A 24,922-nucleotide genomic window follows, 5' to 3' on the forward strand; every position below is an offset into this window, starting at 1 on the left:
GCGTCGGCTAACGCCGCGCGCTCGCACCAATGACGTGTCGGTCATCTCGGCACTGCCGTTCACCTTGTAACGCATCGTCGTTTCTTCAGGGACACCTGGCCCGTGCGCGGGGTTGGGGTGCTCAGAAACAAATCTCTGACTTTTCCTTGCGAATAGTCGGCGTCACTGCCGGACAGGCAGCTCAGAAATGACCCCCGGCCGCTGGCCCAAGCCCCTGCCCCGTCACTGCCGGACAGGCAGCTCAGAAAGCCCCGCCCGTCACCGCTCCGGTGCGGCTGATCGTCACTGCCGGACAGGCAGCTCAGAAATTCACGGTCTTCAAAAGACGTGAGCAGCACAGCGTCACTGCCGGACAGGCCGTCTAGAAAGCCATGATCCGCGCCTTCCCCGCTAAACTTCCCCCTCCTCCCCCTCTCACGGAGCCCTCCATGAACGCCTGCTGGATCGACATCGCCACCGCCCGGGGCGAGACGTTTTCGGGTTACCTCTCGCTGCCGCCCACCGGGCGCGGGCCGGGGATCGTGCTGATCCAGGAGATCTGGGGCGTCAATGAACACATCCGCGCGCTGGCCGACCAGTACGCGCTGGATGGCTACGTGGTGCTGGCGCCCGACCTTTTCTGGCGCCTCGCACCGCGGGTGGAGCTGGCCTACGACGAGGCGGGCAGCGCGCGGGCCGTCGAGCTGTATCGGGCGGTGGACACGGCCCAGGCCGCCGAGGACGTGGCGAGCGCCGTGGCCACGCTGCGCGGGCGGCCCGAGGTGACCGGCCCGGTGGGCACCCTGGGCTACTGCCTCGGGGGCCAGATGGCCTTCCGGGCGGCGGCCCTCGCCCAGGCGGATGCGGCGGTGTGTTACTACGGCGGCGGCATCGCCGACCATCTCGATCTCGCGCCGCGGGTGACGATGCCCGTCCTGCTCCACCACGCCGGGGATGATTCACTGATCACGCCGGAGGCGGTGGCGCGGATCAAGGCCGCCTTTGCCGGCCGCGGCAACGCCATGTTTGCCGATTACCCGGGCGTGGGCCACGGCTTCAATTGCTGGGGCCGTCCGAACTACAACCAGAAGGCCGCCGCCCTTGCCCATGGCCGGACGCTGGAATTCCTGGCGCGACACCTGTAGCCGGTGCGACGGTGATGGCGGATGGGATTCGCAGCCCGGGTCGCGCACGACGGCCGGCCCGCCGGTGGGCGGCGGCGCTGCTCGCGGCGGGCGTGTCGAGCGCCTGCGTCTTTCTGCCCGAGACCACCACCCGCTACGACCCGGACTGCGGCGTCACCCAGCGCCACATGACCCTCAAGGCCTATCAGATCGCGGCCTTCGGCGGCTGCCGCAACGAGGGCTGCGCCGAGCTGCTGGTGCTGGCCGGCGCGGTGTCGGCCACCAGCCTGGTGATCTCGGGCAGCATCGCCGTGGTGGGCGACGCGGTGTATTGGCTGGAAAGAAGAGGCCGCTGCCTCATGAAGTGAGCCAGCAGCCCGAGCGCCTCCCAAGGCAACGCAGGGCCGCCCCGGGTTGCCTGGACCACAACGGCGGGCGGGCCGGCCCCGGGGGCACTCAGTGGGCCGGCGCAGCGGCCACCGGCGGCGCGGGCGGTGCCTTGTGGCCGGTGTCGGGCTGCCAGCCGAGCACCGCCATCAGCACCGCAAAACCCGCCACGTAGGCCACCGGCACATGCCAGCCGTGCCTGACCCACTGCACCGCCGAACGGGCCTCGGGGAACATGTTGGAGAGCGCCACCCCGGCCGACGAGCCGAACCACAGCATCGACCCGCCAAAACCCACCGCGTAGGCCAGCACGCCCCAATCGTAGCCGCCCTGGCGCAGGGCCAGCGCGGTGAGCGGAATGTTGTCGAAGAAGGCCGAGATGAAGCCCAGCGCCAGGGCCGACATCCACGACGCCGGCGGCAGGCGGTCGACGGGCATCATCGAGGCGCACAGCACCAGCGACAGCAGGAACACCGAGCCCTTGATGGTCTCCGGCAGCAGCTCCCAGTCGTGGCGGCGCACCCCGACGGTGAGCACGATGGCCACCCACACGGCGGCACCGATGAAGGGGAAATGCTCGGCCAGCTCGGGGTAGTTCACGTTGATCACGATGTTGGTGACCACCGCGAACACCAGCATGGTGCCGACGATGAAGAGCCGCCCCCAGTCCACGTGGGTGTGCTCGTGCACGTGGTGGATGATCGGCGAATGGGCGTGCTGCTGCCGGGCGCCGAAGTAGCCGATGATCACCAGCGCGACGATGGCCGCGACGTAGGCGTCGAGCACGATCAGCGGGCTGATGCCGTCGATCCACATCATGGTGGTGGTGGTGTCGCCGACCACCGAGCCCGAACCGCCGGCATTGGAAGCGCCGACGATGGCCGCCAGGTAGCCCACATGCACCCGGGCGCGGAACAGCTGGTGGGCCATCGCGCCGCCGATCAGCGCCGCGGCGATGTTGTCGAGGAAGCTGGAGATGAAGAACACCATCACCAGCATCAGGAAGCCGCCCCGCCAGTCGGCCGGCAGGAAGCGCGGCAGGATCACCGGCAGGTGGCTCTTCTCGAAGTGCCGAGCCAGCAGCGCAAAGCCGGTGAGCAGGCAGAACAGGTTGGCAACGGTGACCCACTCGTGGCCCAGGTGGCCGACGAAGCCCGCCACCCCGACGCCCGCCTTGAAGCCGGTGAAGGCGATCTTGTAGAGGCTGATCGCCGTGAGGCCGCCGAGGGCCACGTACAGCGTGATGTGGTGGAACAGCGCGACGCCCAGCAGGGTCAGCGCAAACAGGATGAACTCGACGGGGATGCCGCCGACGGTGGGGATGTCACCCGCGGCAAAGGCCGACAGGGGCGACAGCAGCAGACACAACAGCAAGCGGTGCATGGCAATACGCCGGGGCACGCCAGGCATGCCCCGATCTGCGGGTCCAGAACGGAAAACGGTATTTTGACAGGAAGCCGCCGATTCCGCTGTGGCAGACGGCCCGGAGGCCCCGCCGGACCAGCTCAGCGCACCAGCGTCACCGCGGTATCGACACGGCGCAGCACGTCGGTGGCCACCGAGCCCATCAGCGCGTGCTTGAGCGCCCCGCGGCCGTGGGAACCCATCACCACCTGATCGGCCGCCAGCCGCCTGGCGTAGTGGGCGATGGTGTCGGCCACGTGGCCCACCGCCAGGTGGCGGGTGTATTTGATGCCGGCCCGGTCGAGGCGCGCGCAGGCCTCGGCGAGGGCCTGCAGGCCCTCCTGCCGGTAGTAGTCCTCGATGGCCTCGGCCTCGACGAACATCCGCACGTGCCCCGACTCGACCGGGATCTGCACGTTGAGCACATGCACGTCCATCGCCAGCCCGGCCGCCGCCAGCCGGCACACCGCATCGACCGCCCGCAGGCTGTGGTCGGAGCCGTCCACCGCAATCAGAGTCGTAATCATGCCTGTCCGCCTTGTTTGCCCCGGGGCGCCGCGTCGGGGGCGTCGAGGCTGATTTCGATGACTTCGGCCCGGCGCGCCTGGCGGTGGGCCAGCCACTTGCCGACCGCCACCACCAGCACCGCGCCAAGCGCGCCGCAGGCGTACTTGAGCCAGCCGGGCAGCTCGCCGAGGTGGGCCGTCACCACCCCATCGGAGACCGCCATGCCGCCGGCGATCCAGCCCAGCAGCGCGCCGCCGAGGGTGATCACCACCGGGAAGCGGTCCATCAGCTTGAGCACGAAGCGGCTGCCCCACACGATGATCGGCACGCTCACCAGGATGCCGAACACCACCAGCGTGATGTCGCCGTGGGCGGCGCCGGCCACCGCGATCACGTTGTCGAGGCTCATCACCACGTCGGCCACGATCACCGTGCGCACCGCGCCCCACAGGCTCTCGCTGGCCGCCATGCCCTCGTGGGCGTCGTCCTCCTCGGGCAGCAGCAGCTTGACGCCGATCCACAGCAGCAGCGCGGCGCCCACCAGCTTGAGATACGGCAGCGCCAGCAGCTGCAGCGCGAAGAAGATCAGCACGATGCGCACCGCGATCGCCCCGACCACCCCCCAGAAGATGCCCTTGGCGCGCTGGGCCTCGGGGAGGCGCCGGCAGGCCAGGGCGATGACCACCGCGTTGTCCCCGCCCAGCAGGATGTCGATCATGATGATCTGGGCGACGGCGATGAGAAAAGTGGATGCGTCCATGGTGAATTCCGATCGAAGGAGGCCGGCTTTAGCCGCCCTGCAGCATCTGCAGCACCGGCCCGGTGTCGGGGCGCACGCCGCGCCACAGGAAGAAGGACTCCGCCGCCTGCCCCACCAGCATGCCGAGGCCGTCCGACACCCGGCTCGCCCCAAGGGCGCGGGCGGCGACCATGAAGGGCGTCTCGGCGTTGCCATAGACCATGTCGTAGGCCAGCGCGCCGGGGGCGAAGATGCCGTCGGGCAGCGGCAGGCTCTCGCCGTGCAGGCCCGCCGAGGTCGCGTTGATGACGAGGTCGAAGCACTGCCCCGCCAGCCCGTCGCAGGGCGCCACGTCGAGGGCGGCGATGCCGGCAAACTGGGCCTGCAGCGCCTCGGCGCGGGCCAGGGTGCGATTGACCAGGCACAACCGCGCCGGGCCGGCCTCGGTCAGCGGCAGCACCGAGCCCCGCGCCGCACCACCGGCGCCGAGGATCAGCACCCGCTTGCCGGCAATCGCAAAGCCCAGCCGCTGCTGGATGTCGTTCACCAGGCCGATGCCGTCGGTGTTGTCGCCAAAAATGCCGTCGGCGTCGAAGCGCAGGGTATTGACCGCCTGGGCCAGCCGCGCCCGCTCGGTGAGCGTGTCGGCCAGCGCGAGGGCCTCGACCTTGAACGGCACCGTCACGTTCATGCCGCGCCCGCCGGCCTGGCGGAAGGCCTCGACGGCGGCGCGGAAGCCGTCCAGGGGCCCGAGGATCGCCTCGTAGCGGATGTCCTGACTGCACTGGCGGGCGAAGGCGGCGTGCAGGGTGGGCGACTTGGAATGCGCGATCGGGTTGCCGATCACGGCGTAGCGGTCAGTCATGCAAAAACCTCGGCAGGCGGGCAAAGACCCTCACTCTAGCAATCAACGGCCGGCGATGGCGCGCTGCAGCACGTCAACAACGGTGTTCACGTCGGCCACCGGCACCTGGCCCGGGGCCGAGCTCTTCTCGCCCACCGCAAAGCTCACCGACGAGCCGAAGACCCAGCCGCACAGCCGGCTCACCGCACCGTAGCCGCCCATCGCCATGCTGATGACCGGCACCGCCAGCGTCTCGCGGGCGGTCAGGGTGGCGTCGAGCAGGGTCAGCACGTCGCGGGGCGACTGGGGCATCACGGCGATCTTGGCCACGTCGGCGCCGGCCGCCTGCATGGCGGCGAACCTGGCCACCAGCGCCTCGGCGGGCGGCGTGGCGTGGAAATCGTGGAAGGAGGCGACGAGGCACACGCCGGTCTCGCGGGCCAGCGCCACGGCGCGGGCAAAATGCGCCTCGCCGGCGCTGAGCTCGTAGTCGCACAGCTGCACCGCGCCGGCGCGGCACACGGCGGCATACAGCGCCAGCACCCCGTCTTCATCGAGGGGGATGGGCTGGCCGCCCTCGCGGGTCGAGCGGCGGGTGAACAGCAGCGGAACATCGCCGGCCTGCTCGCGGATCGCCTGGGCCAGCGCGACGACGCGCTCGGTCTCAGCGATGCCCGCGAAGAAGTCCACGCGCCATTCGAGCAGGTCGGGCCGCTTGGGCAGGATCACGGCCAGCTCACGCAGCACCGCCGCCTCGTCGGCACCCACCAGCGGGGTGCACACCAGCGGCTCCCGGCCGCCGCCCAGGACGGTGTTGTTGAGTTGGATCGGCCTCGAAAACGACATCAGTGACTCCCGCGCAGGTTCAAGCCGGGCCGGGCGGCCCGCGCCCCGCCGGATGGATTTCGCGAGGCAAAACAGCCTTTTACCATATCGGCGCCGGCCACGTCTCGCCCAGCCGCCGCCTGCGCAGCGGCAGGCACCACCGATCCGGGCAGCGGGCGGGGATTTTTATGGGCGTGCGATAATCGAAGCAGGACAAGACAACGATAAAGGGAAGTTCCATGGCCAACGAAGGGGGCGTGGCGGCCGTCGACCGCGCGCTGACGATCCTGGACGCGTTCCGGGAGGGCGACCAGAGTCTGACGCTCACCGAGATCTCGAAGCGCGTCGGCTTCTACAAGAGCACCACCCTGCGCCTGGCCGAATCCCTCGAACGCTTCGGTTACCTGCGCCGCCTCGAAGACGGCGCCTTCCGCCTCGGGCCCAAGCCCCTCTTCCTCGGCTCGCTGTACCAGCGCCACTTCCGGCTGTCGGAGTTCGTGCCGCCGGTGCTGCGCCAGATCGCCGCCGAGCTCAACGAGGGCGCCTCCTTCTTCGTGCGCGAGGACGACCGGCGGGTGTGCGTGCATCGGGTCGAGTCGGCCCGGGCGATCCGCGACGTGATCCACGAGGGCATGCGCCTGCCCCTCGACCTGGGCGCCGCGGGCCACGTCATCCTGGCCTTCGGCGGCGCGGCGGGCACCCGCTACGACGCGGTGCGGCGCGACCTGTTCTCGGCGTCCTTCGGCGAACGCGACCCCGAGATCGCCGCCGTCGCCAGCCCGGTGTTCGCTGTCGGCCAGCGGCTGGTGGGCGCCCTCAGCGTGTCGGGCCCGCGCTACCGCTTCGAGCAGGCCGACCCGCGCCAGATGGCCGCCGTGCTGCACACCCACTGCGCAGCCCTCACCGAGGCCCTCGGCGGCGTCTGGCCGGGGGTTTAGCCGCGGCGGCAACCGCCCGGCCCCGGCTCCCGCCGCCGCGCACCGCCCCCGCCCCGGCGGATGGCGGCTGACGGTCAGGCCGGCGGCGCGGAAGCCTGCTAAAGTCCTGCGCCCACGCATCACCTGACGTTTTTCTTCGGCATGGAACTCGCCCGCCTCCTCGCCCAGCTCGACGACAACCTGCTCGGCGACCTGTTTTCCGCCAGCGCCCTCACCCGGGCCCGCAGCTATGTGGGCCGGGTGCGCAACCTCGAGGTCAGCGGCAACCAGCTGCAGGCCCTGGTGCAGGGCAAGGAGCCGGTGCCCTACCGGGTGACGGTGCGCATCGAGCGGCGGGAGTTCTTCGGCCAGTCCAACATCGAGCTCTTCGCCCGCTGCACCTGCCCGGTGGGCAACCGCTGCAAGCACGCCGCGGCGCTGATCCTGGCCGCCCGGCGGGCGGGCACGCTGGTGGAGAAACCCCGCGCCGAGATCCTCGCCTGGGCCCGCACGCTGCAGGAGCGGGTCAGCAAGACCACCACCCCGCGCAAGCCGGGCGCCGCCAAGGAGGCGATCTTCTACCTGTGCAGCACCTGGCCGGTGGCCGACGGCCTGGAGTTCAGCCTGCTCAAGGGCCGCCTCGGCCCCGACGGCGAACTCACCGGGTACGCCGCCGAATGGAGCAACTACGAGCAGGCGCTGCTCAAGCCGCCCAGCTTCGTGCGCGACGAGGACATGCAGGTCTTCCGCCTGCTGCGGGAGGCCACCCGCAAGGGCGGCGGCTACGGCCGGCCACTGCTGCACGGCCCCGAGGGGCTGGCCCTGCTCGAAGCCGCGCTGCACACCGGCCGCACCTACCTGGCGCTGGACGACAGCGGCAACATCCGCTTGCTGGCCGCCGGCCCGGCGCGCCCCGGCCGGCTCGAATGGCAACCCGGCCCCGGCGGCCTCAAGGCCCGCATCGTCACCGACCCCGCCGCCAGCCTGGTGATCCACACCGAGCCGCCCGCCTACATCGACGCCGAAGGCCGCCAGGCCGGCCGCATCGCCATCGACGGCGGCGCGGCGATCAGCGAGGTGCTGGCGCTGCCGCCCCTGTCGCCCGTCGAGGTGCCGGTGGTGGCCAGTGCCCTGGCCGCGGTGGCCCCGGCGCTGCCCTCGCCCCAGGGGCCGTCGGCCGCCGCGCTGCCCAGCCTCGAGGCGCCCTGCCAGCCGGTGCTGGGCCTGCAGACCCTGCACTGCTGGAGCCGGCGCCGGCATCGCGGCTACGACGTGGATTACGCCAGCGAACTCTACGACGTGGCGGTGCCCGCCTTCTGCTACGGCGAGGCGCGCTTCGAGCCCGGCTCGACCCACGACGTCGCCCCCCTCCCCGACGGCCGTGTGGTGCGCGTGAAGCGCGACACCGAGGCTGAGGCCCGCGCCTGGCAGGCCTTCGTGCAGGCCGGCTTCCAGCCCGTCAAGCCGGCCTGGATCGTGCCCACCGGGCCACGCCCCGACGGCATCCACGGCCTCGAGAGCGAGGCCCACTGGGCCCACTTCTTCGCCCTCACCGCGCCGGCCCTGCGCGAGGCCGGCTGGCGCATCGACTGCCCGCCCGACTTCCGCCACCGGGTACTGCTGCCCACCGAGTGGCAGGTGGACATCGAGGAGGATGACAGCGGCTGGCTCGACGTGTCGCTGGGGATCGAGGTCGAAGGCCGCCGGCTCGACCTGGTGCCGATGCTCCATGCCGTGTTCCGCCAGGACAAGCGCTGGCTCGACAAGCGCAAGATCGACGCCATCCCCGACGACGCCCGCATCGCCGTGGAGACCGACACCGGCGAGCGCATCCAGCTCCCCGCTGGCCGCCTGAAGCCGCTGGCGCGCACGCTGGTGGACCTCTTCGACAGCCCGTCGGCCAGCCTCAGGCTGTCGCGCTTCGACGCCCCGCGCCTCGCCGAGGCCCTGGGCGAAGGCTGGCAGGGCAACGGCCTCGACGGCCTGGCCAGCTGGCTCGACCGCCTCAAGGGCGTCGGGCAGCTGAAGCCGGTGGCCGCCCCCGCCGGCTTCACGATTACGCTACGCCCCTACCAGCTGGAGGGCCTCGCCTGGCTGCAGCACCTGCGCGAACACGGCCTCGGCGGCATCCTCGCCGACGACATGGGCCTCGGCAAGACTGCCCAGACCCTCGCCCACCTGCTCACCGAGAAGCACGCCGGCCGGCTCGCCAAACCCGCGCTGGTGGTGCTGCCCACCTCGCTGGTCTTCAACTGGCAGCGGGAGGCCGAACGCTTCGCCCCCGAGCTCAAGGTGCTCAGCCTGCGCGGCAGCAACCGGGCCGACGCCTTCGCGAAGATCCCCGCCCACGACGTCTGCCTCACCACCTACCCGCTGTTGTGGCGCGACCGCGAGCAGCTCGCCGCCCACGCCTACCACTCGCTGATCCTCGACGAAGCCCAGACGGTCAAGAACGCCGCCAGCCAGGCCGCCCAGGTGGTGCGCACGCTGCAGGCCGAGCACCGGCTGTGCCTCACCGGCACGCCCCTCGAGAACCACCTGGGCGAGCTGTGGAGCCAGTTCGACTTTTTATTGCCCGGCTTCCTCGGCGACAGCAAGGACTTCGCCGCCCGCTGGCGCACCCCCATCGAGAAGCGCGGCGACACCGTGCGCCGCGAGATCCTCGCCCGCCGCATCGCCCCCTTCATCCTGCGCCGGCGCAAGGAGCAGGTCGCCACCGAGCTGCCGCCCAAGACCATCGTGGTGCGCAGCGTCGAGCTCGAAGGCCGGCAGCGCGACCTGTATGAAACCGTGCGCGCCACCATGGACCAGCGCATCCGCGACGAGATCGCCGCCCGCGGCTTCGCGCGCAGCCAGATCGTGATCCTCGACGCGCTGCTCAAGCTGCGCCAGGTATGCTGCGACCCGCGCCTGCTCAAGACCGACGCCGCCGCCAAGGTCAAGGAAGGCGCCAAGCTCGACCTGCTGATGGCGATGCTCCCCGAGCTGGTCGACGAAGGTCGCAAGATCCTGCTGTTCTCCCAGTTCACCGGCATGCTCACGCTGATCGCCGCCGAGCTCGACGCCCGCAAGATCGCCTACGTCAGCCTCACCGGCGACACCGCCGACCGGGAAACCCCGGTGCGCGCGTTTCAGGACGGCCCGGTGCCGGTGTTCCTGATCAGCCTGAAGGCCGGCGGCGTCGGCCTCAACCTCACCGCCGCCGACACGGTGATCCACTACGATCCCTGGTGGAACCCCGCCGCCGAGAACCAGGCCACCGACCGCGCCCACCGCCTCGGCCAGACCAAGGCGGTGTTCGTCTACAAGCTGGTGGTCGCCGGCTCGATCGAAGAGAAGATCCTGGCGCTGCAGGACAAAAAGGCCGAGCTCGCCGCCGGCATCCTCGCCGAGGACCACGAGGGCAGCGTCAAGTTTGGCGAGGACGACATCAAGGCGCTGTTCGCGCCGCTGCCCGAGATCAAGGGCGACGGCGAAGCGCCGAAGAAGCGCGGGCGGGCCAGGCAGGGCTGAACCGGCGGCGTAGCGCCGGGCGCAACGGGCCGCGTGACGGTGCTACCGGTAGAAACGCACGACACCGTCCGTCTGCACGAACTGCGCCTTGCCGAAGCTGCGCTTGATGACGTCCGTCTGGGTGGAGCGCATGTCGAGCAGTGTGGTGTTCTCGGTGCCGAGGCGCAGCTCCAGCAGCACCTCGGCAGTGGCCGAGCGCTTGTCCGGGGCGATGCGGATCGAATGGATGGTGTATTCGATGTTGGTGTGGAGCTCATGGCCCAGGGATGCCTCGAGCTGTTTCTTCGATGCATAGAACTCATCGACCGAGGCGCAGGCGATGTCTTTATTGACGACCTCCCGGACCGGCATGGCGCGGGAGGTGCTTGAGAACTTTCCGTGGACGTCATCGCTGAAGAGCTTGCAGACGGCCTCGCCATCCCCGCGATCGTAGGCGGAGGCATATTGGCGATAAAGCTCCGCCACGTGCGCCTCGGAAACCTGTTTGCCGCCGACCGCCGCAAACCAGATGCCGTAGGCGGCGCAGCCTGCGAGGGCGACAAGTTTGAAGTTCATGACGCTTGAAGAAACCGGATGGACAGGCCACCCTTTTAACACAGGCCGGTGGCCGGAATCGTGACTTCTCCGCCCGCCGCCGAGCTGCCGATCGCCCCCGTGCAGCGGGCCGGCTTGCGCAGACCGCGCAGCAGCGGAATGGCCAGCAGGCCCAGGCCGCACAGCAGGAAGCTGCCCGGTTCGGGGATGAGCCGGACAAGCCGGAACTCGCCCAACGGATCGCCGCCGGCAGACGGCGCATCGTAGCTGACGAAGGCAATCTGCCGGCCCAGATCGACCTGAGGCACCAGGATCTCGATCTCCAGGCTGGCGAGCCGGGCGACGCGCAGTTGCCCGGGGTCGACGAGACCCGCATCGAAGGCAATGCCGAGATTGACCGTGCCCAGGGGCTGCAAACCCTCCCGTGCCGTCAGGTCGAAAACGGACAGCTCGCCCACCGGCGTGAAGCCGGGCAGAAAGAGGGTGGCGTCGGCGATCGGCCTGGGGCTCACCTCGAGCACGCCCGGCTTCAGCAGGGTGTTGAGCGTGAGGTAGAGTGTCCGCCCCAGATCGATGTTGCCGCCCTCGGGCACCGGGATCCTGATCGAATCCACCGGCATCGGGGGGCCATTCACGTCGAGCTCGCTCTGGACGGCCGGGATGAGGCCGATGGCCGCCTGGACCTTGGCGATGGCGTCCTCCCGCGAGGCACGCTCGAGCCGGGCGTCGAAGAACGCCCCCCACTCTGCGTCGGTCATGGCGCGCAGGTAGGTCTCGAGCGCCTGCAACTGTCTCGACGCCTCCCGGGGATCGCCGCGCATGAGCGCCGATCCCGCCGCGTCCACCAGCGACACGATGCCGTTCAGCGCCGGCCGCTGCGCGGGCGACCGGGCATACAGGCTGTCGAAACGGAAATCGAAATAGGACGTGGTGCCCTCGACCTGGACCTCCAGGGTCCTGTCACCCTGCCGGACCTCGACCAGATCGGCGATCTTGTCGATGGATGGCGCCACTTCGCGGATTTTTGCCTTCACGATTTCCGAGGCCCGAAAACGGATCTCCGCATCGCCCGATGTATTGGCAGCCTCGGCCAGCCGGGCAAACTGCGCCTTCGTGAGGGCGATCTTCTTGATGGCCCGCTCGGCGGCGTCGCGCTCTTCCCAGTTGTCGTTGCCCAGCCGCCGGATCAGCTCATCGAAGTCGTCCGCGAGGGCGGCGCCGGAAAAACCGACGCACAGCAGCAGCGCGCAGCCCGACATCAGCCGACCAAGCAGTCGCTTCAGGACCTGCCCCGGCGGACACGGGACACGCGGATTCGATGTGAAGGAAGCGAGCATGGCGCAGCCCTTTCAGAAGTATCGTTGACGAACGCGGGCTCCCACGGACCCCGGGCCCGGCGGACGGGAATACAGGCCATTCGGGTCGTCGATGCCGGGCCCGCGCACACGGAGGCCAGGCGCGGGCACGGATGGGCGCGGCCTCCCGCGCGAGAGTCCGCCGCCACGCCGGCGCCGACCCTTCAAGACTATCCCTGCGGGATGCTGCGGGGGCAACGGGATTCGTCAAACATCGTCACCCGCGGCCGGTTAGGCGCCCCCCCTCCGCCATGACGGACATCTTTCCCCAACCCGGGCCACGGCGCTTGCGTTGCGACCGGCCGGGGGCCGGAGGCGCTGGATGGCGCCGCGGAAATTCGACTTTTGCCAAGGATTCCCACCGTTTCACCCCGGCGAAGAATATAAAATTAACAATTAAACACACCAAATGGACGTCAAGCAGCGAATTTGACGTTTCATCGCTGACACAGGGCGCCATGGCTCCCTCGTCCGCCTACCGCCCCGTCCGGCGTCCTGCCGGACTCTCCACAGACACCGCCATGTGCCACCCTACCGACGACCACCTGACCAACCTGATCCAGACCTCCGACGACGCGATCATCACGAAATCCCTCGATGGCCGCGTGCTGACCTGGAACCCCGCGGCGACGCGGATCTTCGGGTATGCCGCGGAGGAGATGGTGGGCCAGACGATCCTCAAGCTGTTCCCGCCCGACCGGCTGCCGGAGGAGACGACGATCCTGGCCCAGCTGGCGCGGGGTGAGCGGATCAAGCATTTCCGGACCCAGCGCCTGCACAAGAACGGCGCCCGCCTCGACATCTCGGTGAGCCTGTCGCCGATCCACGACGCCGACGGCAACATCGTCGCGGCCTCCAAGATCGCCCGCGACGTGACCGAACAGGTGCGCACCGAGCGGGACATCGCCCAGTACAAGGCGCTGATCGACTCGTCGGACGACGGGATCATCAGCAAGGACCTGCAGGGCATCATCCGCACCTGGAACGCCGGGGCGCAGCGGATCTTCGGCTACACCGCCGGCGAGGCCGTGGGCCGGCACATCAGCCTGGTGTTTCCGCGGGAGCGCCTGCACGAGGAGGAGAAGCTGCTGAAGGCGGTGCTGGGTGGCGAATCGGTGCGGCATTTCCGCAGCACCCGGCTGACCCGGGACGGCCGCCGGATCTTCGCGTCGATCTCCCTGTCGCCGATCAAGGCCGAGTCGGGCGAGATCATCGGTTTCTCCAAGATCGTGCGCGACCTCACCCAGGAGCTGCAGCAGGAGCAGATGCTGTGGCGGGTGGTGCATTTCGACAGCCTCACCGGGCTGATGAGCCGGACCGGCATCCAGAACGCCGCCGACGACCTGATCCGCATCGCCCAGGTGCGCCACCGCTCGATCGCGGTGATGCACTGCAACCTCGACGGCTTTGCCGAGATCAACCGGCGCCTGTCGGCCAGGGTGGGGGACCAGCTGCTGATGAAGGTGGGGCAGACCCTGCGCGAGTCGGTGCGCGAGGCCGACGACGTGGGGCGCAGCCACGCGGACCACTTCGTGGTGCTGCTGCACGGCTTCACCCAGCCGGCGGCGATCCCGAGGACGGTGGCGAAGATCAAGGCCGCCATCGAGGCGATCGACGAGGTGGACGGCCAGCCGCTGCAGCTCTCGGTCAGCGTCGGGGTGGCGATCTACCCGGACGACGGCAAGTCCTACGCGACCCTCATCAAGCGGGCCGAGCAGGCCACCGAGTCGGCCAAGCTGAAGGGGCGCGGCGGAGCGGAGTTCTTCTCCAGCCTGCAGGGGCCCGACATGCCCGAGGATTTCTTCATCGTGCAGGGCCTCAACCACGCCCTCGAAGCCGGGCAGCTGCATCTCGAATACCAGCCCATCGTGGACATCCGGACCGGCCGGCCGGTGAAGGCCGAGGCGCTGCTGCGCTGGGAGCACCCGACCCTGGGCCGCGTCTCGCCGGCGGTGTTCATCCCCCTCGCCGAGAAGTACGGGATCATCCGCAAGCTGAGCCGCTGGGTGCTGCGCCAGACGCTGGCCGACCTGGCGCGGTGGACCAGCCTGTTCGGGATGCACTTCCAGGTGAGCATCAACCGCTCGTCCCACGACTTCGACGACTACGAGGAGTGCCACACCGAAATGCGCGAGGCGCTGCACGAGTTCGGCCTGTGCGGGGAGAACCTGATCGTGGAGATCACCGAGCATTCGCTGGTGGGCAGCACCACGGTGACCGAGAAGATCCTGAAGGCCTACCAGGCCCTGGGCGTGCAGGTGGCGATGGACGACTTCGGCACCGGCTATTCGTCGCTGGATTACCTCAAGCGCTACCCGGTCAATTACCTGAAGATCGACAAGAGCTTCGTGGACACGCTGGAATACAGCAGCGTCGAGTACCAGCTGTGCGACGGCATCATCTCGATCGCCCGCCGCCTGGGGCTGGAGGTGGTGGCCGAGGGGGTGGAAAACGCGACCCAGGTGGAGATCCTGCGCTCCCTGGGCGCCGGGTTCATCCAGGGCTACCACTACGCCCGGCCGATGCGGGCCGCGGCGCTGGAGGCGTTCATGGCGGCGGCCGGGCCGGAATGAGGCGGCGGCCGGCCCGCAACCGGGCCGGCGCCACCGGGGCTCACCACAGCTCGATGGATTCGAAGCCGGGGTCGACCTTTTCTTCGAGGGTCGGGATGTCGACGGTGGGGGACAGCTGGCCGACGATCCGGGTGAAGCTGGCGTCCAGGGTGGAGCCCAGCTCGAGGAGATCGAGCACCCGCCCGGTGGCATGGCGCACGACATCGCTGACGGTGGCCTCCTGGCGGTCGGTCAGGCCGAGGCCGGGGTACATGCCCTCGATGCTGTCGACCATGGTCTCGAGCTCGAGCCGGGCGGAGATCTGGATGTCGCGGTAGGTGGTGCGCAGCTCCTCGACGGCGCTGCGGGTGATCATCGCGATGTTCTGCATGTCCTGGGCCCGCCTGACGGCGTCGAGGCGGGCGCAGACGTTGTCCACGGCCAGGTCGGCGGCCTCGGCGACGATGGCCAGGTGGTCGCGGATGCGGCCGCAGTATTCGGCGTCGTCGAGGGGCATGTTGACGACCAGGATCGAGACCTTCTCGTGGTTCACCACCATCCGGTTCTTGAAGCTGAAGATGCGCCCCATGCCGAGCATCTTCTCGAACACCGACTCCTCGAGGGGCGAGGCGGGGCCGTTCTCGGTGAGGGTGATGGTCTGGCCGGGGGTGCGGAACTGGACATGCCCCTTGAGGCCGAACTCGGCGGTGGTGCTGACCGTCTCCCGGGCCAGGGACTGCAGGCTGTAGCAGCCCAGCGCGCGGCGGGCATACTTGAGCTGGATGGCGCTCTCGCCGAGGCTGGTGATGGCGTTCATCGCCACGCTCTCGGCCGACTTGCGCATCACCTCGCTGTGCACCGCCTTGCGGTGGTGGCGGATGCAGATCGAGGCTTTCTGGGCGGCCTCCCGGGGGTCGAAGGGCTTGGCGACGAAGTCGTCGCCGCCGGCCTCGTAGGCCAGGATGCGGTCCTCGAGGGTGTCGTGGCTCGAGATGAACACCACCGGAATGTGGGCGCAGCGGCTGTCGGCCTTGATGCGGCGGCACAGCGCGTAGCCGTTCATGGCCGGCATCTCGATGTCCACGAAGAGCACCTCGGGCAGCGCATCGGCGGCCAGGGTGGCCAGCCGGGCCAGGGCCGCCTCGCCCGACTCCATCTCGGTGACGGCGTGCCCGGCGGCTTCGAGGGTGACGCCCAGCATGCCGGAGACGATGGGGTCGTCGTCCACGATCATGACCCGCCCGACGATCGCGTCTGAGGTTCCGGTTACAGCCATCAGGGTGCTCCTTCAAGAAATGGTGGAAATCGTGTCGAGGCCGCGCTGCCAGGCCTCCGCCAGTTCGGCGGCGAGGGCGCGGTAGTGATCCTGGAATACGTCGTCGGGGGTGGCGATCTGTTGCAGCAGCAGGCCCTCCAGCCGCCCGGCGATCTGCTGCACGACGACCAGCCCGACCGTGCCGGCGCTGCCCTTGAGGGTGTGCGCGGTGCGCTTGGCGGCTTCGAGGTCGCCGGCTTCGACGGCGCGGGCGATCTCGGCGGCGGCGTTGCCGTTGCGCTCGATGAAGAGCCTGATGAAGCGCTTGAGGAGCTCAAGGTTGCCATTCACCCGGGACAAGGCGACCTCCCGGTCGAAGTGCGGCAACCCCGGCCCGGCGGCGGGCGGCGGCAGCGCCGGGGCGGGGGGCGTGGCGGCTGGGGCGACGGGTGCCGGCGCCGCGACCTCGTCGCCAGCCTCGGCGGAGCGGGGGCCGGCCCAGCGGGCGATCACCCGGAAGAACTTGTCCTGGTCGATCGGCTTGGAGAGCATGTCGTCCATGCCGGCGGCCATCACGCGCTGGCGCTCGTCCTCCATCGCGTGGGCGGTCAGGGCGACGACGGGCAGCTCCGGGTGCTCGGCCTTGATGATGGCGGCGGCCTCGTAGCCGTCCATCACGGGCATCTGCAGGTCGAGGAGGACGAGGTCGAAGGCGCCGCCGCGCACGGCCTCGACGGCCTCCTTCCCGTCGTTGGCGAGGGTCACGCGGGCGGCGGTCATCTCGATGAGGGCGGCGCCCACCTCGCGGTTGAAGGCGTTGTCGTCCACGAGCAGGAAATGCTTGTCCTGCAGCCGCGGGATCGCCGTGGCGTGGGCATTGGCGGGGCTCGGGCCGACGGGCTGCGGGCCGCCTTCGAGGACGGCGAGCAGGGCCTGGGAGACGGCGCCGACGGAAACCGGCTTGCTGAGGATACGGGCGAACAGGGGGTTGGTGTGCGCGGGGAGGCGCTCCGGCCCGATCCCCGAGACCAGGATGACCGGCTGGCTGAAGCCTTCGGCGCGCAGGGTTTCGGCGACCTCCTGGCCGTTCATTTCGGGCATGTCCCAGTCGAACATCAGGATGTCGAAGGGCGCGCCCGCGCGCAGCAGCTCGAGGGCCGCCCGGCCGGAGGCGGCGGTGGTGACGCGGCAGCCGAGGGATTCGACGATGCCGGCCAGGAGCTTGAGCATGATCGGGTTGTCGTCCATCACCAGGATCGACTTGCCCTGCAGGGCCGGCGGCGGGCAGTCGGCCGGGGCCGACGCGGCCAGCCCGAAACGGGCGATGAAGCTGAACTCCGACCCCTTGCCGGGTTCGGAGTGGAGCCTCAGCGTTCCGCCCATCTTGCCGACCAGCTGCTGGGTGATCGCCAGCCCGAGGCCGCTGCCGCCGAAGCGGCGGGTGGTCGAGCTGTCGGCCTGGGAGAAGGCGCCGAAGACGCGGGCCTGCTCTTCCGCGGTCATGCCGATGCCGGTGTCCGAGACCGAGAAACGCAGCCGGGCCGACGCCCCGGCTTGATCGACCTCGACGCTGTCGATCAGCACGGTGATCGTGCCGCGGTCGGTGAACTTGATGGCGTTGCCGACCAGGTTGATCAGCACCTGGCCGAGCCGGTAGGCGTCGCCCACCAGCCGCGCCGGCACCGTGGGGCTGAGGCCGACGACCAGCTCGATGGACTTGCTGCGCGCGGCGCTGCCCAGCAGCATGTCCACGTGCCGGAGCACCTCGTGGAGCTCGAACTCGGCATTCTCGAGTTCGAGCTTGCCGGCCTCGATCTTGGAGATGTCGAGGATGTCGTTGATCAGCGCCAGCAGCGACTTGCCGGCGCTGTTGATCTTGCGGAACGCCGCCACGGCCTCTTCGGGGTAGTCCTTGTGCAGGGCGATGCCGGAGAACCCGATGACGGCGCTGATCGGGGTACGGATCTCGTGGCTCATGTTGGCCAGGAAGGCCGACTTGGCCTGGGTGGCCACCTGGGCCCGGGCCAGGGCGTCGGTGAGCTCGTTCTGGATCCGGCGCTGCTCGACGATGTCCCGCACCACGCCGATGAAGATGCTGCCCTCGTCGTCGACCATCTGGTTGATGATGATCTCGAGGGGAAACCTCTCGCCCGACTTGCGCTGGCCGAGCAGCTCGACGCGCCGGTACATCTCGATCGGGATCGGGTGGCCGGAGCGCGACTCGCCCGGCAGCAGGATGCAGATGGGCTTGCCGACGAGTTCGTCCTCCTCGTAGCCGAAGATCTCGGACAGCGCGTCATTGACGTTGATGATGGTGCCCGTGGCGTCCACCTGCACCACGCCGTCGCGCATGGTGCGCAGGATCGCCTTGCTGCGGGCGGCGCGCTGCTGGGCGGCCCGGATGTGGTCACGCAGGGCGTCCCGCATCCGGGCGATCTGCTCGAGGATCTGGTTGAGCTCCCGCGGCCGCGACTCCGCCCCCGCCGGCAGCGGCTGGTCGAGGTTTCCGGAGGCCGCGGCGTTGGCGAACCCGACCACGCAGATGATGCCCTTCCGCAGGCGCCGGACGGTCTGCACGACCAGGATGCCGAGCACCAGCACCGCCAGCACGCGCATCGCGATGACCTGATCGCGCGTCTGCAGGTAGTTCTGCCGGGACGCCGCGTTTTCGTCGCGGGCGAGCTGGACGATCGCGGCATGGACGCCCCCCAGCGCGTTGAGGGCCGCCAGGTAGCGGGCCTGGCCGTCGTAGGCGTCCTCGAGGGCCATGGCCGGGGTGAGCTGGTGGGTCTCGGCGGCCTCGATGATCCGCGTGAGGTGTTCGAGCCAGGCCTTGCGGCGCTGCTCGAATTCACGGGCCGGGGGACCGATCTCGGCGACGGCGACGATCTCGGCGCTGAAGGCCTGCCATTCGGTATTGACCCGGGCGATGTTGAGGCGGATCTTCCGGATGTGGCTCTCTTCGTCGTGCTCGCCGGCAACGCGCATCCCGAACCGGTGCTGGAGCAGCAGCGTCAGCTCGTTGCGGTTGTCCATCAGCCCGGCGGAGACGTGGTTGATCAGGCCGAAGGTGGCGATCCAGCGGTCGTGCATGCGGGCCGAGGCCTTGTCGTGCTCGTCGAGCATGCGCAGCCCGGTCAGTGCGGTGGCGACCAGCGCCAGCAGGGCGGCACTGAAGATGATCCAGATGTAGGCCGACAGGGTGGGTGGGTTGTTTTTTGCGAACATGATCGTGGTCCCTCGGCGTCGGCTCCGCCAGATGCGGAACCGGACGCGCTCAAGAGGCGGCGCCCCCTCCTTTGCGGCACGAACGCGGATTTGTTGACCCCTCGCGCAGCAATCGGGGGACTTTTTTTCACCGCGTGAGGCGGCGGACCTCTCCGTTGCAGCTTTCGGCCACCCGGGCGTACTCCTCGGGGGTGTCGATGAGGGCCTGGGCGGCGTCGACCTTGTTGATCTCGCGCTTGACGTAGGGCACCCAGCGCTCCTGGAGCTCCTGCTGCAGGCGGGCGTTGGCCTCGCCCTTCGGGCCGCGCCAGGGGGCGGTGCCGGCGAAGCGGGCCTGCAGGGCATCGGCGATGGGCTTCTCGATGGCCTTCAGGTGGTCCTGGTAAGCCCGCACGTGGCGCATCTCGTGTGCGTGGATCTCGCGGTAGGCGCAGCTGCCGGGGGGGAATTCCCGCGCCACATACACCGTCATCGGGCTGAAGCCGTAGCGCACGGTGATCTGCGGGCTGGCGCACTCCCAGCGGCCGCTGGCGTCGATGTACGACGACACCTGCGTCTCGAAGCGCACCGTGGCGGTGCCGCGGGTCAGCCCCAGCACCTGCTTGCCGGGGCGCGCCTGTGGGGGGCCGAGGAGGGTGAGGGTACGGAAGCTGGTGCGGGTGTCGAGGCTGATCGGCTCTTCGTACAGCGCCAGCGTCACCGAAGGCGGCGCCAGCCTGTCGCAGCCATCGGCGAGGCAATGGCCGCAGAACAGGATGGGCAGCAGCCCGGCGAGACGCATGGGGCCGTGCTCAGGCAACCGAGGCGGCCATCTGGTCGAGCTTGGCGATGACCCGCAGGCTGGCCTGCTCCATGGCCTCGACGTTCCGGAGCATCGCGGTCATGTCGCCGCGGCCGTGGGCCTCGAGGGCGGCGATGCCCATGTCGTGCACCTCGGCGTGGGGGCCGTCGAGCTCCCGATAGGCGGGCAGGCGGCTGAAGCTCTCCTTGCCCTCCCCTTCGTAGTACCACTTGCCGAGGCGGCAGTCGGTGTGGTGGGGCACTTCGTGAACATCCACCTCCTGCAGGCCGAACAGGCCCAGGTAGATGCGGAACTTGAACACCAGGTGGTCCACCTTGGCGACTTCGACGAAGCTCTTGATGGCGCTGTTGGCAATGACCTCTTCCATCTGGTGGGAGAGTTCCATCAGGTTGCCCATGTCTTCGGTGGCCTTGGCGCCACGGGCGCTGAAGTCTTCGGCGGTGCGGGCCAGCACCTCCATCGCCCCCTTGGCCGAGATCGAGTTGGTGCGGATGCCCAGCACCAGGCCTTCGATGTCCTTGGTGGCCTTGGCGGTGCGCTCGGCAAGCTTGCGCACCTCGTCGGCCACCACGGCGAAGCCGCGCCCGGCCTCACCGGCCCGCGCCGCCTCGATGGCCGCATTGAGGGCGAGCAGGTTGGTCTGGTCGGCGATCTCGTGGATGAGCTGGACGATGGCACTGATCTCGCTGGCCTGCTGGGCGAGGCCGTCCACCTCCTTGGCGGTGCGCACCGAGTTCTCGGCCAGCAGATGCAGGCTGGTGGCGATCTCGGTGGTGGTCTGGCCGCTGCTCATCGAGACGTGGGCCGCCTCGAGGGCGCGGGCCTTTTCCTCGCGGAGCCGGGTGGCCATGGTGGCGAGGCTCTGCTGGGAGCCCGCCAGGGTGGAGCTGAACATGGCCAGGTTGCGCAGGGTGGCCCTGAGGACCTCACACTCGCGGTCCCTGGCCTCCGCCAGCGCCTTTTGCTCGGAGAGCTGATTCTTGAGTTCGGCAAGCTCGGCCTCGAAGGAAGACCGCTGATTGTTGAGCACGATATTTTCGGCTTGGAGTGCCGCCATGCGCTTTTCTTTTTGGAAGAACATCTCAATCCTTATGCCGCGAGCCCGGCGCGGGCACGGGAGGCCCGACCTTGCGCAGCGAATCAATCCAACCGGAACATCGGCCCCGCCGCCGCTACCGCGAACCACTGCGCCCGGACCATGCAGCCTGATGTTTCTTATGTTTCATTTGTTGCTTTTTGATGTAACGGCCGCGTCAAACCCTTCTGAAGGCAAAATTGCCAGAAACCCACCTGCATCTTTGCGCAGGATGTCACGGGGACGGCAAGAAGCCCCACAAGGGCATCCCGGGACATGGCCACGGCCGATGCAAAAAAAGCTGGCGTTTCCTTGGAAACCCTTTTAGAATGCCGCCTCTTTCTGCACCATGCCCAGGTGGCGGAATTGGTAGACGCACTAGTTTCAGGTACTAGCGGGTAACTCCGTGGAGGTTCGAGTCCTCTCCTGGGCACCAAGGCATTGCAGGTCGACACCCGCCCGGGTGGCGCACCGGCAAGGCTGGCAAAAGAAGTGGAGTGGTAGTTCAGTTGGTTAGAATACCGGCCTGTCACGCCGGGGGTCGCGGGTTCGAGTCCCGTCCACTCCGCCAATATTTAAAAACCCGTTGATTTTCAACGGGTTTTTTCTTTTGTGTCTCGCTACAGGTGTCCCAAGACGGTGTCCCATTTTTTGGGGATCACCAGCCTTGAAGCTACCTTCACACCTCGCCAAGTCTCGCCACGGTGTTTTTTACTTCCGTCTGACCTTCCGACTGGGTGCCTCCACCAAGGAGAAGCGGATCTCCTTGCGAACCAAGAACCCACAGGAAGCCCGCTTCAAAGCCCTGTGCCTATCTGGGATAATGGCGGTTCGCAATCAGGAGCAACAAAGGACAATGGCAACGGACTACCTCAGCACGGCAGAGAGCATTGCAGGACACGCCCCTGATGGTGACTTCCTGCTGAACCTGTTGCACCGTGTAGACCGTGAGCAACTGGCTGAACTTGCCGGGCTTCCCCTGTCGGAAGTGAACAACCTGTTCACCCCATCTACCGAGCCTGACACTCGCAAGCTGGACATTGAAATGCCGGGGGGCTTCGTTCTTCGGAACATCAACAGCGACGACGATGCCAGCCGAGCCGTTCACATTCTCCAGACTCTCAACCTGTCCCCGGAAGCACTGGCAAAACTGATTGCTGGACCCAATCCCCAACGGGTAACACCAGAGCCACAGCCAGCACCACCAGCAAGCCAGAAGGAAGAAGGGGGAGCCACCATTCAGGAAATGGTGCCGAGGTTTGCCACTCGCAAAAAGAACAAGCTGTCACCCAAAGCCCTGTACGAGTACGGCAACTATCATCGGAAGTTTGTGGAGTGGCTGGAAACCCGCAAGAAGAAAAAGCACATTCCTGTCCACAGCATTACCCGCACTGATGTCGCCGACTTCATTGACGACCTCCTGAGCAACGGCATAGGAGAGCGAACCATCTCCAGAAAATACCTGCCTGCACTCAATGGGCTTTTTGAACTCGCCAAAACCATTGGGGTGCTTCCTGATGGGCAGGAATTGCCAAGCCGTGGGCACAAAATTTTTTCAAAAGCTGATGCAAAAAAAGCAGCAGTCACCAAAGGGTACAAGCCGTTCACGGACGACGAACTCAAGTTGATTTTTCAGCCCCAACTTTTGAGCCAAGCTGAGCGACCTGCCGATTTTTGGCTCCCTATGTTGGGACTTTTCACAGGTGGGCGAATTTCGGAATTGGCGCAACTGGACATTGCCGACATTCAACAGCATGACAGCATTTGGGCGATTTCAATCAACAGCGAGGGAGATAAGTCCCTCAAGACTTTGGCGGCTACTCGTCTGATCCCAATCCACCCGACCCTCCTTGAATGTGGATTCTTGGAGTATGTGAACGACACCAAGGCACACGGGAAGAAACTTTTTCCCTACCTTACCCCGGACACCTTTGGCTCCTATGGAGCAACACCGAGCGAGCGATGGGGGAAGTATCTGGACAAGATCGGCATTAAAGACAAGCAGAAGGTTTTCCACTCTTTCCGGTCGACCTCCAATGACCGATTGAAACAAAACGGGGTGCCAGAGGAAAGCCGTTGTCAGTTCGTGGGACACGAGCACGATACGATCAACTCAACAGCATACTCCAACCCCCACAATCTGCAATATTTGCTGGATAATGTCGCCAGCAAGTTGGAATATCCGGGACTTGACTTCAAGGCAATGAAATACAGCCAAGGACAGTTCGCCGAAATTCTGTCAAATCTTTGTGCCAAGAAAGCCAAGCAAGAGGCTCATAAATTGGCAATCAAGGCGAGATCAAAAAACTGAAACGAAAAGAACGGAGAAAACTTTGACGACTACCGCACAAAACCAAGAGCAGCTAATTCAAGATATTAGCGAGAAAATTAATAAAATCAGATCCTATACTCCAAAAGTCGGTGTGTTTGGGAATTCCGGTGTTGGAAAATCTAGTCTTTGCAATGCTTTGTTTGGAAGGGATGTTGCTAAGATTAGCGATGTTGAGGCTTGCACGAGGAAGCCCCAGGAAATTCTTATTGGCAGTGATGGTGGAAAAGGTGGAATAATCCTTTTGGATGTTCCGGGAATTGGTGAAGACCCGACCCATCAGGCTGAATATACGGCACTCTATAAGAGTCTTGTTCCTGAGTTGGATTTGGTTCTATGGGCAATCAAAGCCGATGACCGAAACTATGCTTCTGGGCTCGATGCTTATGCAGAAGTCTTTAATCAAGAGAAGACGACTCCGGTAATCTTTGTTATCACACAAACTGACAAAACAAATGATCTCGAAGATTGGGATCATCAAGAATACAAGCCCGGAGGCAGTCAGTTGGGAAATATCGCAATAAAAGAGAATGATGTTTCAAAAAGATTTGGGGTCTCCACAAAAAATATCATTTCTATTGCCGTATCGAAAAAAGGCAAATCCCATAATCTGAAGTCCTTGGTTGATCTTGTGGTGGAGGTGCTTCCGAACGAAAAAAAGTACTCGTTCACAAGAGAGGCAAAGGAAGAAAACGTAAGCAGCGAGGCAAGAAAAGGCGCTGAAAAGGGAATCTGGGATTCCGTTAAAGAAATGGCGGGAGAGGCTTGGGATACAGTTAAGGATAAGGTCGTTGACGTTATTATCGCGTCTGCGCCAAAAATTATATCCACTGTTGGAAAGTGGTTGAAAAGCTGGTTCTGATATCAGCCAAGTAAAAAGCCAGTCAATTGACTGGCTTTTTACTATTAGATCGGCACCACCCGTTTTCTAACTGGCTTGCCTATTGACAATCAAAAAATTTTCAATATAAGTAAACCACCATAGCAAACTAATCATATTTGATTTTTGAAAATTGTCAATACACCGAATTAAATTAGATTGTCTTGCTGTGTGGTAAGGCAATTTTTTATGCGTCGGTTAAATCTCTCGGTTCGGAAATTGTCAGGCAAATGGTCGCAAAACAGGCACAGGTAAAAATAACTAGGTTGATTTAATAGCAGTCTAGCAACTGGAAAAGGCATTGAGTGGCAGGTAGTCAAATTAATAAGTAGGCTAGAATGGTAAAGTTGGATAGCCACAGGGAAGACAAGGCAAGACCCTCCAACTGTTCCAGTAACGGAACGAACTTGCTAAATGGAAATGGTTACTTATTTTCCATCCGGTGCTATGTGGTAGCTATCACGCGGTTAAGTACCCGGTAAAGTCCAACCCAGAATTATTTTAATAATTCGGTAGGGTAAGACTTTGCCGGAACCGTGTGATGGCACCGGCGCGCGTCAAGATAGTTGCCACCTGAGTCATGCAGCCAAAGGCTGTCTATTCGTGTTGCCGATTGCCATGGCGACGACGGATTCCCGCTCTGGATTGAGCGTCACCGGGCCGGCAGAAGACC

Annotated in this window: 18 protein-coding genes, 2 tRNA genes and 1 CRISPR repeat array; of the genes, 9 read left to right on the forward strand and 11 right to left on the reverse strand. The window is 66.3% G+C overall.

The genetic code is table 11. The features are described from left to right. Positions 1-100: 100 nt before the first annotated feature. Positions 101-368: a CRISPR direct-repeat array (repeat unit 28 nt; unit sequence CGTCACTGCCGGACAGGCAGCTCAGAAA). Positions 369-428: 60 nt separating this feature from the next. Together ACE3OU_RS17600 and ACE3OU_RS17605 are read left to right on the forward strand one after the other, a co-directional pair. Beyond that, positions 429-1,124 carry a dienelactone hydrolase family protein gene (locus ACE3OU_RS17600; protein ID WP_374242855.1) on the forward strand — a complete coding sequence of 232 codons (696 nt, stop codon included), beginning with the start codon at positions 429-431 and terminating at the stop codon, positions 1,122-1,124. A 14-nt stretch (positions 1,125-1,138) separates the two neighbouring features. Next, positions 1,139-1,471, forward strand: coding sequence for a hypothetical protein (locus ACE3OU_RS17605; protein WP_374242856.1), 333 nt, complete (start codon positions 1,139-1,141; stop codon positions 1,469-1,471). 88 nt (positions 1,472-1,559) lie between these two features. Here ACE3OU_RS17605 and ACE3OU_RS17610 read toward each other — a convergent pair whose 3' ends face one another. From ACE3OU_RS17610 to aroD, 5 genes are all read right to left on the reverse strand, one after another. Next, a complete protein-coding gene (locus ACE3OU_RS17610) occupies positions 1,560-2,873 on the reverse strand; it encodes a citrate transporter (RefSeq protein ID WP_374242857.1) in 1,314 nt (437 codons plus the stop codon). 122 nt (positions 2,874-2,995) lie between these two features. Next, entirely contained in the window at positions 2,996-3,421 is a 426-nt protein-coding gene (locus ACE3OU_RS17615) for a universal stress protein (protein WP_374242858.1), read from the reverse strand. Next, the gene (locus ACE3OU_RS17620; RefSeq protein WP_374242859.1) at positions 3,418-4,161 is read right to left on the reverse strand and encodes a TerC family protein; all 744 of its coding nucleotides are present in this window, start codon (positions 4,159-4,161) and stop codon (positions 3,418-3,420) included. The genes ACE3OU_RS17615 and ACE3OU_RS17620 overlap by 4 nt, the downstream gene beginning before the upstream one ends. 28 nt (positions 4,162-4,189) lie before the next feature. Then, positions 4,190-5,005 carry a shikimate dehydrogenase gene (gene aroE, locus ACE3OU_RS17625; protein ID WP_374242860.1) on the reverse strand — a complete coding sequence of 272 codons (816 nt, stop codon included), beginning with the start codon at positions 5,003-5,005 and terminating at the stop codon, positions 4,190-4,192. Positions 5,006-5,047: 42 nt separating this feature from the next. After that, positions 5,048-5,830, reverse strand: coding sequence for a type I 3-dehydroquinate dehydratase (gene aroD, locus ACE3OU_RS17630; protein WP_374242861.1), 783 nt, complete (start codon positions 5,828-5,830; stop codon positions 5,048-5,050). A gap of 218 nt (positions 5,831-6,048) precedes the next feature. On the opposite strand from aroD, the gene ACE3OU_RS17635 reads away from it, so the two are divergent. Further along, positions 6,049-6,747: an IclR family transcriptional regulator gene (locus tag ACE3OU_RS17635; RefSeq protein ID WP_374242862.1), complete on the forward strand. Its 699-nt coding sequence runs from the start codon at positions 6,049-6,051 to the stop codon at positions 6,745-6,747. A gap of 141 nt (positions 6,748-6,888) precedes the next feature. Beyond that, entirely contained in the window at positions 6,889-10,239 is a 3,351-nt protein-coding gene (locus tag ACE3OU_RS17640) for an SNF2-related protein (RefSeq protein ID WP_374242863.1), read from the forward strand. A gap of 42 nt (positions 10,240-10,281) precedes the next feature. Here the strand turns inward: ACE3OU_RS17640 and ACE3OU_RS17645 are convergent, their stop codons facing one another. Next, on the reverse strand, positions 10,282-10,794 hold the full coding sequence (locus ACE3OU_RS17645; RefSeq protein ID WP_374242864.1) for a hypothetical protein: 513 nt from the start codon (positions 10,792-10,794) through the stop codon (positions 10,282-10,284). A gap of 35 nt (positions 10,795-10,829) precedes the next feature. After that, positions 10,830-12,110, reverse strand: coding sequence for a hypothetical protein (locus tag ACE3OU_RS17650; protein ID WP_374242865.1), 1,281 nt, complete (start codon positions 12,108-12,110; stop codon positions 10,830-10,832). Between the two features lie 539 nt (positions 12,111-12,649). Here ACE3OU_RS17650 and ACE3OU_RS17655 point away from each other — a divergent pair. Further along, the gene (locus ACE3OU_RS17655; protein WP_374242866.1) at positions 12,650-14,701 is read left to right on the forward strand and encodes a putative bifunctional diguanylate cyclase/phosphodiesterase; all 2,052 of its coding nucleotides are present in this window, start codon (positions 12,650-12,652) and stop codon (positions 14,699-14,701) included. Between the two features lie 40 nt (positions 14,702-14,741). On the opposite strand, the gene ACE3OU_RS17660 is transcribed toward ACE3OU_RS17655, so the two are convergent. The 4 genes from ACE3OU_RS17660 to ACE3OU_RS17675 all read right to left on the reverse strand — a co-directional run bounded on the left by ACE3OU_RS17660 (position 14,742) and on the right by ACE3OU_RS17675 (position 21,022). After that, complete coding sequence (locus ACE3OU_RS17660; protein WP_374242867.1) at positions 14,742-15,956, reverse strand: PleD family two-component system response regulator; 1,215 nt, start codon at positions 15,954-15,956, stop codon at positions 14,742-14,744. A gap of 12 nt (positions 15,957-15,968) precedes the next feature. Then, positions 15,969-19,163, reverse strand: a complete 3,195-nt coding sequence (locus tag ACE3OU_RS17665; RefSeq protein ID WP_374242868.1) for a response regulator — start codon at positions 19,161-19,163, stop codon at positions 15,969-15,971. A 127-nt stretch (positions 19,164-19,290) separates the two neighbouring features. Continuing rightward, positions 19,291-19,944, reverse strand: a complete 654-nt coding sequence (locus ACE3OU_RS17670; protein ID WP_374242869.1) for a hypothetical protein — start codon at positions 19,942-19,944, stop codon at positions 19,291-19,293. 10 nt (positions 19,945-19,954) lie between these two features. Then, on the reverse strand, positions 19,955-21,022 hold the full coding sequence (locus ACE3OU_RS17675) for a methyl-accepting chemotaxis protein (RefSeq protein ID WP_374242870.1): 1,068 nt from the start codon (positions 21,020-21,022) through the stop codon (positions 19,955-19,957). 369 nt (positions 21,023-21,391) lie between these two features. Between ACE3OU_RS17675 and ACE3OU_RS17680 the strand changes: the two genes are divergently transcribed. The 4 genes from ACE3OU_RS17680 to ACE3OU_RS17695 all read left to right on the forward strand — a co-directional run bounded on the left by ACE3OU_RS17680 (position 21,392) and on the right by ACE3OU_RS17695 (position 24,231). Continuing rightward, positions 21,392-21,476: transfer RNA gene (locus ACE3OU_RS17680), tRNA-Leu, on the forward strand. Between the two features lie 58 nt (positions 21,477-21,534). Further along, positions 21,535-21,611: transfer RNA gene (locus tag ACE3OU_RS17685), tRNA-Asp, on the forward strand. A gap of 96 nt (positions 21,612-21,707) precedes the next feature. Beyond that, a complete protein-coding gene (locus ACE3OU_RS17690) occupies positions 21,708-23,351 on the forward strand; it encodes a tyrosine-type recombinase/integrase (RefSeq protein ID WP_374242871.1) in 1,644 nt (547 codons plus the stop codon). 22 nt (positions 23,352-23,373) lie between these two features. Further along, on the forward strand, positions 23,374-24,231 hold the full coding sequence (locus tag ACE3OU_RS17695; protein ID WP_239861382.1) for a GTPase family protein: 858 nt from the start codon (positions 23,374-23,376) through the stop codon (positions 24,229-24,231). Positions 24,232-24,922: the final 691 nt, after the last annotated feature.

This window comes from Zoogloea sp. (assembly GCF_041908905.1).
GTDB lineage: Bacteria > Pseudomonadota > Gammaproteobacteria > Burkholderiales > Rhodocyclaceae > Zoogloea.

Excerpts from the sequence above, each read along its gene's own strand:
- ACE3OU_RS17600 (WP_374242855.1), top strand. The coding sequence starts at position 429 with ATGAACGCCTGCTGGATCGACATCGCCACCGCCCGGGGCGAGACGTTT.
- ACE3OU_RS17605 (WP_374242856.1), top strand. The coding sequence starts at position 1,139 with ATGGCGGATGGGATTCGCAGCCCGGGTCGCGCACGACGGCCGGCCCGC.
- ACE3OU_RS17610 (WP_374242857.1), bottom strand. The coding sequence starts at position 2,873 with ATGCACCGCTTGCTGTTGTGTCTGCTGCTGTCGCCCCTGTCGGCCTTT.
- ACE3OU_RS17615 (WP_374242858.1), bottom strand. The coding sequence starts at position 3,421 with ATGATTACGACTCTGATTGCGGTGGACGGCTCCGACCACAGCCTGCGG.
- ACE3OU_RS17620 (WP_374242859.1), bottom strand. The coding sequence starts at position 4,161 with ATGGACGCATCCACTTTTCTCATCGCCGTCGCCCAGATCATCATGATC.
- aroE (WP_374242860.1), bottom strand. The coding sequence starts at position 5,005 with ATGACTGACCGCTACGCCGTGATCGGCAACCCGATCGCGCATTCCAAG.
- aroD (WP_374242861.1), bottom strand. The coding sequence starts at position 5,830 with ATGTCGTTTTCGAGGCCGATCCAACTCAACAACACCGTCCTGGGCGGC.
- ACE3OU_RS17635 (WP_374242862.1), top strand. The coding sequence starts at position 6,049 with ATGGCCAACGAAGGGGGCGTGGCGGCCGTCGACCGCGCGCTGACGATC.
- ACE3OU_RS17640 (WP_374242863.1), top strand. The coding sequence starts at position 6,889 with ATGGAACTCGCCCGCCTCCTCGCCCAGCTCGACGACAACCTGCTCGGC.
- ACE3OU_RS17645 (WP_374242864.1), bottom strand. The coding sequence starts at position 10,794 with ATGAACTTCAAACTTGTCGCCCTCGCAGGCTGCGCCGCCTACGGCATC.
- ACE3OU_RS17650 (WP_374242865.1), bottom strand. The coding sequence starts at position 12,110 with ATGCTCGCTTCCTTCACATCGAATCCGCGTGTCCCGTGTCCGCCGGGG.
- ACE3OU_RS17655 (WP_374242866.1), top strand. The coding sequence starts at position 12,650 with ATGTGCCACCCTACCGACGACCACCTGACCAACCTGATCCAGACCTCC.
- ACE3OU_RS17660 (WP_374242867.1), bottom strand. The coding sequence starts at position 15,956 with ATGGCTGTAACCGGAACCTCAGACGCGATCGTCGGGCGGGTCATGATC.
- ACE3OU_RS17665 (WP_374242868.1), bottom strand. The coding sequence starts at position 19,163 with ATGTTCGCAAAAAACAACCCACCCACCCTGTCGGCCTACATCTGGATC.
- ACE3OU_RS17670 (WP_374242869.1), bottom strand. The coding sequence starts at position 19,944 with ATGCGTCTCGCCGGGCTGCTGCCCATCCTGTTCTGCGGCCATTGCCTC.
- ACE3OU_RS17675 (WP_374242870.1), bottom strand. The coding sequence starts at position 21,022 with ATGGCGGCACTCCAAGCCGAAAATATCGTGCTCAACAATCAGCGGTCT.